We start from the raw sequence: 10,489 nt of genomic DNA on the forward strand, positions 1-10,489 counted from the left end.
GCGGCGGCCCCACTGCTCGGCGAGACCCGGCACGGGAGGCAGCTCGTCGCGCATGCCGGTCGCCAGCACGACGCGGCGCGCGCGCTCGATGCCGTCGGCGAGCGTCACGCGGAAGTCGCCGAGGGTGCCCGACACCGACTCGGCCGCCCTGTCGCGCACCTCGACGGTTGGGTACGCCGCAAGCTCGGCGCGTGCGGTGGCGCGCAGTTCGGCGGGGTCGCGGCCGTCGTTGGTGACGAGATTGTGGCCGTGCGAGACGGTGGCGTTGCGGTACTCGCCCGAGTCGAGCAGCAGCACCTCGCGGTGCATGCGGCCGATGGTGAGGGCGGCCTGGAGGCCGGCGGGGCCGCCTCCGATCACGATGGCGTCGTAGAGCATGTCGATCCCTTCGGGTTTGCGTCGGGAACGATCCTGTGACTTCATGTCGACATGAAGTCAAGCCTGTCGATCGGGGATGCCGCCGCCCGGTTCGCACTGCCCACCCACGTGCTGCGCCACTGGGAGGACGTCGGCCTCCTGCGGCCCGAGCGCGACACCGGAGACCGGCGGCGCTACGGCGACGACGACCTCGTGCGGATCGGCGTCATCGTGCGCAGCAAGGCCGCCGGCATGAGCCTCGAGCAGATCGGCGTGCTCCTGGACGAGAACGCCCCCGAGCGGCACCGCGTGCTCGAGGAGCACCTCGCCGAGCTCGACCGCCGCATGGCCGACATGGAGCGCTCGAGGCGCATGACCGAGCACGCACTGCGCTGCCGGGCCCACGACATCACCACGTGCCCGCGGTTCCGCTCGATCATGGACGAGGTCGTCGCGGGCACCGGGACCTGGCGCGACGCCGAGCCGCCGCCCGGCGCCGCGCCTGTGGATGACCGGATGCCGTCCACCGATGCCCGCGCGGAGGGCCGGGCCCGGCCCTCCGGTCGTTAGCATGAATCGGTGACCATGCCCACGTCCGCCGGTCTCGCGCTCTCGTCCGAGCAGGAGGCGCTCTTCCGGCTCATCGAAGACACGCGCGAGCACGTGTTCGTGACGGGCCGCGCGGGCACCGGCAAGTCGACGCTGCTCCAGCATCTGGCGTGGAACACGAGCAAGCAGATCGCGGTGTGCGCACCCACCGGGGTTGCGGCGCTGAACGTCGAGGGGCAGACGATCCACTCGCTGTTCAAGCTGCCGCTCGGTGTCATCGGCGCCCACGACGAGGCGCAGTCCGACGCGACGCGCAAGCTGCTCAACGCCATCGACACGCTCGTGATCGACGAGATCTCGATGGTCAACGCCGACCTCATGGACGCGATCGATCGTGCGCTGCGCCAGGCCAGGGGCCGGCGCGGCGAGCCGTTCGGCGGCACGCAGGTCGTGATGTTCGGCGACCCGTATCAGCTCGCGCCGGTGCCCCCACGCGGCGACGAGCTGCGGTACGTGCAGGACCACTATCGCTCGTTCTGGTTCTTCGATGCGAAGGTGTGGGTCGGCGAGGCGGCGAGCGACGGCATCCTCGATGTCGGGTCGTACGGCGCCGAGCTCAACATCCGCGAGCTGGTCGACATCCACCGGCAGGCCGACCCCGCGTTCAAGGCCATGCTCAACGCCGTGCGCTACGGGCGCGTGACCGCCGACATCGCCCAGATCCTCAACGACACCGGCGCCCGCACCCCGCCCGATCCCGCCGACGGCGAGCACCCGATCATCACGCTCGCCACTCGCAACGACATCGTCAACAACATCAACCGCCGACACCTCGACGAGCTCGTGGGTCGTGAGCAGACCGCGGTGGCCGAGGTCAACGGCGATTTCGGACGGGGGGATGCCGCCTACCCGGCAGACGTCGAGCTGAAGCTGAAAGTCGGGGCGCAGGTGATGTTCCTGCGCAACGACACCGCGTCGTTCGGCGAGCCGCCCCGGTGGGTCAACGGCACGATCGGGACGGTGACCCGCATCGCCGGCGACACCGTGCGGGTCGATGTCGAAGGGCAGGAGTTCGATGTCGAGCCGTCGGTGTGGGAGAAGTACCGGTACTCGTACAACCCCGGCTCGAAGTCGCTCTCGCGCGACATCGTCGCCGAGTTCACCCAGTTCCCGCTGAAGCTCGCATGGGCGGTGACGATCCACAAGTCGCAGGGCAAGACGTACGACCGCGCGATCATCGACCTCGGCTCCGGGGCGTTCGCACCAGGGCAGACGTACGTGGCGCTGTCGCGGCTCACCTCGCTCGACGGACTCTACCTGTCGCGGCCGCTGCGACCCCGCGACATCCAGGTCGACCCGGATGTGCAGCGGTTCATGGCGTCGGCGGTGCGCCGGCCCGCGGCCTCCTGATGCGGAACGCCTCCGGCGGGTCAGGCGACTCGGACGGAGGCCTTCGCAGCCGCGAGGTCGTCGAACAGCTCGGTGTTGAAGCGGTACGCGAGCAGCACTTCGCCGATCACGCGCTCCTGTTCGGCGGCATCCCAGGGAGCGGCGTCGAGCTGCTCGCGGTAGACGTCCTTGAAGGCCTTCGGGTCGGCGATGTCCTCGAAGAGGTAGAAACCGATGCCGTTGGTGTCGAAGCCGAAGCGCCGGGCCATGAGGCGCCCGATGAACTGGCCGCCCGACAGGTCGCCGAGGTAGCGCGTGTAGTGGTGGGCGACGAAGCCGCCTGCCCACGTCGCGCCGACCTCGTTGATGCGGTCGACGTACCTCTTCGTGGTCGGCAGCGGCTCGATGCGGTCGCGCCAGTCGGGGCCCACGAGGTATTCGAGGTCGGCCTCGAGCGCGGGCAGGCGCGTCAGCCTGTCGCTGATGAACACCGCGGCCACCGGGTCGTTGCGCATCCGGCTCGCGGTGCGCTCCAGCGCCTCGTAGACGAACCAGTGCTGTGCGACCAGCGCGATGTAGTCCTCGCGTGTGCCCTCGCCCTTCATGAGGTCGGCCATGAATCCGGCCGTCTCGCTCGACGAATGCGCACGGTTGGATCGCTCGCGGAGGGCGGAGGAGAACGGGATCGGGTCGCTCATGCGCCCAGTGTACGAGGTTTAGGGTGCCCTAACCTACGGTCGGTTCACGCGTGCGGACGCGGCTCGACTCCGAGCCGCCGGCATGCCTCGTCGTAGAGAGCGACGACCTCGCGCCGCACCTCCGGGCGCTGCGAGATGGGGCCGCCCGGCCAGGGCACCGCGACGACCGCCGTGGAGCCGTCGGCGAGTGCGACCGCCCACCGGCCGCCGTCGCCGTCGAACCCCTCCATGTGCGACGCGACGACGGCGGCTTCGGCGATTCCGGCGTCCGCGGCGAATGCCCGGGCGATGAGGAGGTTGTCGCCTGCGTGGTCGCCGTTCATGTGGCCGAGCACGCCGGCGAGCACCGTGCCGTCGAAGTGATGCGTCATGCTTACACCCTACGGACGGCCGCGCGGGCGGAAGGCACCGGGGTGTGTTTGAATTCAAAGCACGATCATCGGGGGGTGAGCATGCGGACCCGCTCCAGAATCCACCGCGCCAGCGCGGTGGTCGCGGGCGCCGTGGCGTCGCTGCTGGCCCTGTCGGCATGCTCGCCCGACCGGCACGTCGAGGTCGACATGCCGCCGCAGGCCGAGGCATCCTTCCCCGACGAGATCGTGCAGCGGCTGCAGGGGGCCGTCACGCACGCGATGGAGGCGACCGGGTCGTCCGGGGCCATCGTAGGGGTGTGGGCGCCGTGGGGCGGGAAATGGGTGACCGGTATCGGCACGCAGCGCCCCGACGGCGGCGGAGCCGTGACGGCCGACATGCAGTTCCGCGCGGGCAAGGTCACCCGCGCGATGACGTGCGACGTGCTGTATCAACTGGCCGAGGTCGGGACGGTGCAGCTCGACGACAGCGTCACCGAGTACGTGTCGGGCGCGCCCGATCTGGCCGATGTGACCCTGGGCCAGCTGTGCGACGGCACGTCGGGCATCGGGTCGTTCACCGGCAAGCTGTACTCGTCGTGGCTCACGAACCCGGCGCGGCAGTGGGAGCCGCGCTATCTCGCGACCTTCGGGCTCGGACAGCCGCGGTCGGGCGAGCCGGGGGTCGCATATCGCGACTCGGATGCCGGATACGTCCTGCTCGGGCTCGCGCTGGAGCGCGCGACCGGCACTTCCGCGGCCGAGCTCATCCACACCTACGTGGTCGATCCGCTCGATCTGGAGGCGACGGCGCTGGGCGCGCTCGACGGCGAGGCGGTGCTGGCCGGCGGTCAGTCGCTCCCGGGCGAGGGCGGCGCTGTGGACTGCGCCCAGCCGCGCGACCTCACCGACGCCTCGTGGACGATCGGCTACACCGACGCCGGCGCGGTGACCGACATCGACGACCTCGGCCGGTACGCCCAGGCGCTCGCCGCCGGTGCCCTGGCGCCGGCCGACAAGAGGTTCGACGCACCTCTGCCGGTCACTGCAGACGGACCCTCCTGGTACGTGGCCGACGGCGGAGCGCTGCTGGCCGCCTCACTCGTCGGGCAGTCGGGCAAGGTGCCCGGGTACATCACCGCGGCGTTCTCCGACCCGTCGAGCGGACTGACGGTGGCGGTCGTCCTGAACAACTCCGCGGCCGCGGCGCAGGTCGGTTCCTATCTCGCATGGGAGCTCGCGGCCATCGCGTCGAAGGCGCCTGCGGCCGGCGGCGCGGCGATCCCTGAGGCGGGCCTGCCGTGGACGCCGGAGCAGTACCACGATGCGATCACGGCCGCGGCGGTGTGCGCGCCGCCCGCGGGGTGACCGCGCACCCGGCAGGTCGTTCGACGCCGACTCCCGCGATCCTGCTCGTGATCGCAGGACTGGCCTGCCAGGAGGTCGGCGCGTCGCTCGCGGTGCTGCTGTTCCCGCAGGTGGGGCCGCTCGGGATGGTCATGCTGCGGCTGGTCTTCTCGGCCGTCGTGCTGATGCTGATCGCGCGGCCGCGGCTGCGCGGGCACTCCGGCGCGGACTGGCGCGCCGTGGCCCTCTTCGGCCTGGTGCTCGCCGTGATGAACGGGCTGTTCTATCTCGCGCTGGAGCGTCTGCCGCTCGGCGTGACGGTCACGATCGAGGTACTGGGTCCGCTCGTGCTCTCGATCGTCGCGAGCCGCCGCGCGTCGGCGTGGCTGTGGGCCCTGCTGGCGCTCGCAGGCGTCGTCGCGCTGGGCGGCGGCGGATGGGACCGGCTCGACCCGGTCGGCGTACTCTTCGCCCTCGGCGCCGCGGCCAGCTGGGCCTTCTACATCCTCGCGTCGGCGCGTGTCGGCCGGACATTCCCCCGGCTCGACGGGCTGGCGCTCGCGATGGCGATGGGTGCCGTCATCGCCCTGCCCTTCGGGATCGCGGATGCCGGAGCCGCACTCCTGCGGATCGACCTGCTCGCCCTCGGGGCGGCCGTCGCGGTGCTGTCGTCGACGATCCCCTACGCTTTCGAGCTCATCGCGCTGCGGCGGCTGCCGGCCGCGGCCTTCGCGATCCTCATGAGCCTCGCCCCCGCGACCGCGGCGCTCGCCGGCTTCGTCCTGCTCGGCCAGCACCTGGTGTGGCCCGAGGTGGTGGGCATCGCACTCGTCATCCTCGCGAGCATCGGCGCGGTGCGTTCGTCGACGCGCGCTGCGCGCGAGGCCGCCGAGCCGCTCGCCTGAACCGCGGGTGGCGGCATCCGTCGCTGTCGGCCCGGATCTCGGATCCGGGACTCGGATGGTGTGCGTGTTTCCGGATGCCGCGGCCGCCGCTGGTCCGGAACGCGTGGGCTTTCCGAGATTCGAAGCCACGTCGTCCGGCGGGGTCGGACGGACGTCAGCGGGCGGGGGCGGTGGAGTCGCGCGCGCGGAGCTCGGGCAGCAGCGACACGCGCGGCGGATCCGATCCGCACCCGGCGTGGCGATCGTCGGCGTCAGGCCGCGGTGAATCTTCGAGGCGACTTGGACCTCAATCGGGTCGGCTCTCCGAACTCGCCGGTCTGCGGATCGGGCGGTGGGTGCAGCCAATACGTGTCGATGCCGGTCTCCTCGTCCCGGTGTCGCGTGATGCGCCAACCCTGATTGTGGAGTCGCAGGTGGCAGTTCCGGCAGAGGGGGACCCCATCGTCGACATCGGTTCTGCCGTGATGCTCCCACCAGTGGTCGATGTGGTGGAACTCGCATTGCGAGATCGGAGCCGAGCACGACGGCCAGATGCAGCCGCCGTCGCGCGTGCCGATCGCGAGCCGCTGCGTGCGGGAGAAGAGCCGGAGTTCGCGTCCGACGTCGAGCGGGCGGCCGTCTGCGTCCCACAGGATCGGGATGGCTCCCGCGTCGCACAGGTACTTCTCCACCACTCCGGCGGGTACCGCCTGCCCGCCGTCTTCAAGATGCCCCACGCCGGTCACCTGCATGCTGCCGCGCTCGTCCGCAGCCACGATCGCGGATGCCTCAACGACGATGCGGACGCCGGGCTGCCGGTCGCCGAACGCCTGGGTCGGGTCGGCGTTCGCACCCGTGCGCAGCACGGCCATCATCGTGTCGTACTGCAGCTGCTCGTTGGTGCGATCATCGGCCTTGACCGCTTTCGACTTCTCGACGGCGTCGGCTCCGACGAATCGGGGGCCTCTGCGAGGTCGCAAGGCGGCCTGGAGCATCGCATCGATCCAGGCGGCGGCGTCATCGTCGAACACGATGCGGGCATGGCGCTGCCCGGACCCGTCTGCCCACGTACGGAAGGATCGCGCCGCGAAGCGCTCCTCGAACCGCAGCGTGACCCCGACGGGGTCGAGCCGATCGCGCGCGACGCGCGCCTGGTTGCGCAGATCCTCCACCGTGAGCGTGTCTGCTTCATCGAGCAGCAGGTGGACCGCGCGTGCCCATGCGGCCGGGAGGAACTGCGGATCGAGGTCGGGATACCGATCGACCGGCGGCTCGCCCAGGCCGGCGCGGATCGCGTGGAACTGCGCCTGCGTGATCCGCCCTGACGACAGCGCCTCGCGCAGCAGCTGCAGCCACTGCGACACCGCGGGGAGAGCCGGGATCGCGGCATCCGTCGCCTCAGCACCCCGCTCGACCGATACGACCGAGACGACCGGCGCGAGATCTTCACCGGCCTGAACCGCGCGGGTCACATCACCGCGCGCCAGGCCGGTGATCTGCTGCACGAGGCCGGTGCCCGTGCGATGACCCCTCTTCTGCGCGAGCCCGCCGTATCCGAGGTCGCGAGCGGATCGGCGCGCCACCTCGGCGGAGCCCGTCGCGACGATCAGCTCCAGCGCCTTGCGCGCCTCGGTCGCGTCGGCCAGCAGACCCAGCAGGTCGTCATCGTCGAGCCCGGCGACAACGAGGTCGCCGGTCCCGAGCCGGTCGGCGACGCGGGCAGCGGCATCCGTCAGCCGTAGCGCCGGTGATGCCGACCCGAAAGAACTCATAGAACAAAGGTACGAAGGTCCACCGACATTCATTGTGGCTCACGCGCCGTTGGAGGGGCGAAAAAATCACGAACACATAACGCTTCTCGCCGCCACGGTCTGGCCCTAGGGCGCGATCTCGTCGCTCGAGTCTCGCCGGTACACCAGCCGCAGCTCGACACCGTCGGGGGTGGGTCTGCTGTATATCCAGAGCGGACGCCAGTCCAGCGGGGTCGGACCGAGCTGAGTCGGCTGCTCCGACAGCCCCATCTGCTCGACGAGCTCTTCGGCTTTGCGACCGTCCTCGGGACGAACCGTCACGTACGTCGTGGCCCGGTAGGGCTCGTAATCGATCCGGGATTCTCCCACGATCGTCGCGCCCGTCGGCACGGTGATCACCCACGACGGCGGCACCGCGTCCTTCGTGGTCGCAAGACCGATGACCTGCACGACGACGTAACCGCCGAGGAGGATCAGGGCGATCGTCCACGCGACGATGCGCCGGTCCTTCGCGGACAGCGGTCGCGGCGCCTCGGCAGCCTCGGTGTCGGGGTGTGCCGTCAACAGGCGAGTCCGAGCGCGAGCCTGCATTCGAGCTCTCACGGGCGCAGGTCCCCGACGAGGCCGCTGCAGATGCCGCTCTCGCTCGCGAGAGACTGGTCGTCGATGGTCCCGTCGTCGCGGGTCACCCGCAACGGATAGGGCACTTCAGGCATCGTCACGTCGGCGCGGGCGGCGTACTCCTTGGATGCGGGCGCGTCGTTGTCGACGAAGTAGGCATTCCAAGCCGCGTACACGAACATGCAGTGGTAGATGCCGGCTGCACTCGTGTAGGGGGAACCACCGTCTCCGTGCCAGCGCCCGGCCGGGAGGCCTGTGATCGAGTCGGGCCACGTGTACCCCGGAGGAATCGGATCGGTCCAGGCGGCGACTTCGGCTTCGTACGCGGTGTCGCGCGGATCGACGGGATGCGCCGGCGAAGGACTCGGTGACTCTGGCGCGTTGGACGGCGCGGGTGCCGGCATCGGGGCCGCCACCGGGACGTCGGCAGTTCGATCGGCGACGACTTCGTCCGCTGACGCCGCACACGCCGAGAGCGACAGCGCGATGACGACAGCAGCGGATGCCCCAAGAGCGAGCTCGGCCACGCGGTTCACACGCGAATGCTCGCACGCAATCGCGGCGAAGCCAACCGCGCCCTGCCGTGCACGCGACCCGCTGCTGGTGCTCGCGCACACGCGCGCGGGGCCGTCACGCCGTCCCCGCGCACACGCGCGCGGGGCCGTCACGCCGGTCCTAGAGTGGGCGGATGGATCCCGATGAGCTGACACGCGTCGTCGCGAAGCTCGCGCAGGCCGCGTCCCGGCCGATCGTCATCGGGATCTCGGGCTACGGCGGTGCGGGCAAGTCGACGCTCGCGCGCAGCCTCGTCGCGCGCCTCGACGGCGCGGTGCGGATGCGCGGCGATGACTTCCTCGACCCGGTGCGCTCGCATCGCCGATCGCCGGACTGGGATGGCGTCGAACGGGTGAGGCTCGTGACCGAGGTCCTGGCGCCGTTCCGTGAACAGCGGGCCTCCACCTTCCGGCGATTCGATTGGTCCCGGCGTGCGCTCGGCGAACCTGAGCCCGTGCCGTCGGGACGCATCCTCCTCGTGGACTGCGTCGGGCTGTTCCACCCGGAGGCGCTCGACGCCCTCGACCTCACGGTGTGGTGCGACGTCGCTCTCGCGACAGCGACGGAGCGTGGGATGCGACGGGATGCCGAGCTCGACCGCGACCACACCTCACTGTGGCGCGACGTGTGGGTTCCGAACGAGCGGGACTTCGAGGCACGCTTCTCGCCGCGCAAGCACGCGGACGTCCTCTTCCGCTGAGAGGCGGTGCGGGGGCTCAGCAGACGGTCCGCCGGAACAGCGCCTCCGCCTCCGCGTGGACGGCCGCGGCGTCTTTCGTCGGTGACACGTCCTCGTAGCGCTCCGCCCGATCGAGCTCGTCGGCGGCGAAGCGTTCCAGCACGTCGGGTGCGCTTCCCGCGCCGAGTTCGCGCGTGACCGACTTGCGCGCGATCAGCTCGGCTGCGGCATCCGTCGTCGCGTGAGCAACAGCATGATTGCCGTGGCTGGCTACCGCAGCGGGAGCGCCGGCTCGGGCCGGTGGACGCCGCGGGGCCTGTACGCGAGAGCGTGCGCGACGCCGACGAGGTCGGCGAGGTACCAGACGATCGCGAGCCACATCTCGGTGCCCTGCAGTCCGGGTTCGGTCTCGGCCATCCCGTGGGAGGCGGGGCTCGGCTCGCGGAACGACATCCCGGCCCCGGGAACCCACATCGACAGCGCGTCCGACAGCAGGTGCGTCGCGAGTGCTCGCACCTCGTCGCCGCGGTATCCGCTCCCTCGCGTGAGCCACAGCGGACGCACGATGTCGAGCACGTTGCACGCGTCGCGCACGCCCGGGGCGAACCAGCGCGGGTCGCGCGCGTGCCGCAGGACCGTGTCGATCACGCGCTCCGCGTAGGGGAGCGGCATGCCGAACTGCGCGAACGTGCCGCGGGTGGCCCGGTGGAACCCGTTCACGACCGGCAGCAGCCCGCGGTCGGCGGTCGGCGAGCCCCACATGCCGGTCTGCGGATCGGCGTGCGTGAGCAGCCAGCCGAACAGCGACTCCTCCACACCGGCGGGAATCGGATGCCCCGCCCGCCGTGTCCACAGCAGCGCGGTGCCGAAGCCGTCGATGTGGTGGCCGGCGTTCCACGCGTCGGTGGTCCACGGCAGGCTGTCGCAGAACGCGACCACCCGTTCGGGCGTCGCCGCCGTCACCCACGTGAGAGGAGCCTGAAACGCCGATCCGAGCAGATCCAGCGCGTACCCGACGCTCAGCACGTGGTACGCGACATCGTCGTTCGCGAACCCGAGGCCCGCCACCTGGTTGCCGCCGGCGTCGAGCGGCGCGACGGCGCCGGTGGCGGCATCCTGCCAGTCCCGAAGACGACGGATCTGCAGTTCAGCGGGTGCCTGCGGGGGCACGTCGCCGAGCAGCAGATCGGCGATCTCGATCGCATCGCATTGGGCTCGTACCGAGGCGGCGACGCCGGGGCGGTCGATGAAGAGGCCCAGGTCTTCGCTCCATGCGCGCTGCAGGACGACGGATGCGTCGGCCCGCGCG

12 protein-coding genes and 1 pseudogene are annotated in these 10,489 nt (G+C 70.9%); 5 read left to right on the forward strand and 8 right to left on the reverse strand.

Going from position 1 to position 10,489, the window contains the following annotated elements; all coding sequences use genetic code 11:
* On the reverse strand, nucleotides 1–378 hold a 378-nt coding region (locus EIO58_RS06830; protein WP_164861563.1), incomplete at its 3' end, for an NAD(P)/FAD-dependent oxidoreductase.
* Nucleotides 379–429: 51 nt separating this feature from the next.
* Here EIO58_RS06830 and EIO58_RS06835 point away from each other — a divergent pair.
* Both EIO58_RS06835 and EIO58_RS06840 read left to right on the forward strand, forming a co-directional pair.
* Nucleotides 430–927, forward strand: coding sequence for a MerR family transcriptional regulator (locus EIO58_RS06835; RefSeq protein WP_127818891.1), 498 nt, complete (start codon nucleotides 430–432; stop codon nucleotides 925–927).
* A gap of 15 nt (nucleotides 928–942) precedes the next feature.
* The gene (locus EIO58_RS06840) at nucleotides 943–2,316 is read left to right on the forward strand and encodes an ATP-dependent DNA helicase (protein ID WP_127818899.1); all 1,374 of its coding nucleotides are present in this window, start codon (nucleotides 943–945) and stop codon (nucleotides 2,314–2,316) included.
* Between the two features lie 20 nt (nucleotides 2,317–2,336).
* Here the strand turns inward: EIO58_RS06840 and EIO58_RS06845 are convergent, their stop codons facing one another.
* Nucleotides 2,337–2,993 carry a biliverdin-producing heme oxygenase gene (locus tag EIO58_RS06845; RefSeq protein WP_127818892.1) on the reverse strand — a complete coding sequence of 219 codons (657 nt, stop codon included), beginning with the start codon at nucleotides 2,991–2,993 and terminating at the stop codon, nucleotides 2,337–2,339.
* A 44-nt stretch (nucleotides 2,994–3,037) separates the two neighbouring features.
* Entirely contained in the window at nucleotides 3,038–3,364 is a 327-nt protein-coding gene (locus tag EIO58_RS06850; RefSeq protein ID WP_127818893.1) for a DUF2470 domain-containing protein, read from the reverse strand.
* A gap of 81 nt (nucleotides 3,365–3,445) precedes the next feature.
* Here EIO58_RS06850 and EIO58_RS06855 point away from each other — a divergent pair, with 81 nt between their 5' ends.
* Both EIO58_RS06855 and EIO58_RS06860 read left to right on the forward strand, forming a co-directional pair.
* Complete coding sequence (locus EIO58_RS06855; protein WP_127818900.1) at nucleotides 3,446–4,711, forward strand: serine hydrolase domain-containing protein; 1,266 nt, start codon at nucleotides 3,446–3,448, stop codon at nucleotides 4,709–4,711.
* Complete coding sequence (locus EIO58_RS06860) at nucleotides 4,708–5,595, forward strand: EamA family transporter (protein ID WP_127818894.1); 888 nt, start codon at nucleotides 4,708–4,710, stop codon at nucleotides 5,593–5,595. The genes EIO58_RS06855 and EIO58_RS06860 overlap by 4 nt, the downstream gene beginning before the upstream one ends.
* 251 nt (nucleotides 5,596–5,846) lie before the next feature.
* Here EIO58_RS06860 and EIO58_RS06865 read toward each other — a convergent pair whose 3' ends face one another.
* The 3 genes from EIO58_RS06865 to EIO58_RS06875 form a co-directional block, all read right to left on the reverse strand.
* Entirely contained in the window at nucleotides 5,847–7,346 is a 1,500-nt protein-coding gene (locus EIO58_RS06865) for an HNH endonuclease signature motif containing protein (RefSeq protein WP_127818895.1), read from the reverse strand.
* Nucleotides 7,347–7,451: 105 nt separating this feature from the next.
* Nucleotides 7,452–7,889 carry a hypothetical protein gene (locus EIO58_RS06870; RefSeq protein WP_127818896.1) on the reverse strand — a complete coding sequence of 146 codons (438 nt, stop codon included), beginning with the start codon at nucleotides 7,887–7,889 and terminating at the stop codon, nucleotides 7,452–7,454.
* A 35-nt stretch (nucleotides 7,890–7,924) separates the two neighbouring features.
* Nucleotides 7,925–8,482 (reverse strand): hypothetical protein, encoded by a 558-nt coding sequence (locus tag EIO58_RS06875; protein WP_127818897.1) that lies wholly within the window; start codon nucleotides 8,480–8,482, stop codon nucleotides 7,925–7,927.
* Between the two features lie 152 nt (nucleotides 8,483–8,634).
* Here EIO58_RS06875 and EIO58_RS06880 point away from each other — a divergent pair, with 152 nt between their 5' ends.
* On the forward strand, nucleotides 8,635–9,201 hold the full coding sequence (locus tag EIO58_RS06880) for a uridine kinase family protein (protein ID WP_127818898.1): 567 nt from the start codon (nucleotides 8,635–8,637) through the stop codon (nucleotides 9,199–9,201).
* A gap of 16 nt (nucleotides 9,202–9,217) precedes the next feature.
* On the opposite strand, the gene EIO58_RS19490 is transcribed toward EIO58_RS06880, so the two are convergent.
* Nucleotides 9,218–9,343 (reverse strand): hypothetical protein, encoded by a 126-nt coding sequence (locus EIO58_RS19490; protein WP_274543196.1) that lies wholly within the window; start codon nucleotides 9,341–9,343, stop codon nucleotides 9,218–9,220.
* Between the two features lie 107 nt (nucleotides 9,344–9,450).
* Nucleotides 9,451–10,489, reverse strand: a pseudogene (locus EIO58_RS18685) (acyltransferase); the annotation flags it as partial.

Source organism: Microbacterium sp. CPCC 204701 (assembly GCF_004010105.1).
Classification (GTDB): domain Bacteria; phylum Actinomycetota; class Actinomycetes; order Actinomycetales; family Microbacteriaceae; genus Microbacterium.

Excerpts from the sequence above, each read along its gene's own strand:
- EIO58_RS06835 (WP_127818891.1), top strand. The coding sequence starts at position 430 with ATGAAGTCAAGCCTGTCGATCGGGGATGCCGCCGCCCGGTTCGCACTG.
- EIO58_RS06840 (WP_127818899.1), top strand. The coding sequence starts at position 943 with ATGCCCACGTCCGCCGGTCTCGCGCTCTCGTCCGAGCAGGAGGCGCTC.
- EIO58_RS06845 (WP_127818892.1), bottom strand. The coding sequence starts at position 2,993 with ATGAGCGACCCGATCCCGTTCTCCTCCGCCCTCCGCGAGCGATCCAAC.
- EIO58_RS06850 (WP_127818893.1), bottom strand. The coding sequence starts at position 3,364 with ATGACGCATCACTTCGACGGCACGGTGCTCGCCGGCGTGCTCGGCCAC.
- EIO58_RS06855 (WP_127818900.1), top strand. The coding sequence starts at position 3,446 with ATGCGGACCCGCTCCAGAATCCACCGCGCCAGCGCGGTGGTCGCGGGC.
- EIO58_RS06865 (WP_127818895.1), bottom strand. The coding sequence starts at position 7,346 with ATGAGTTCTTTCGGGTCGGCATCACCGGCGCTACGGCTGACGGATGCC.
- EIO58_RS06880 (WP_127818898.1), top strand. The coding sequence starts at position 8,635 with ATGGATCCCGATGAGCTGACACGCGTCGTCGCGAAGCTCGCGCAGGCC.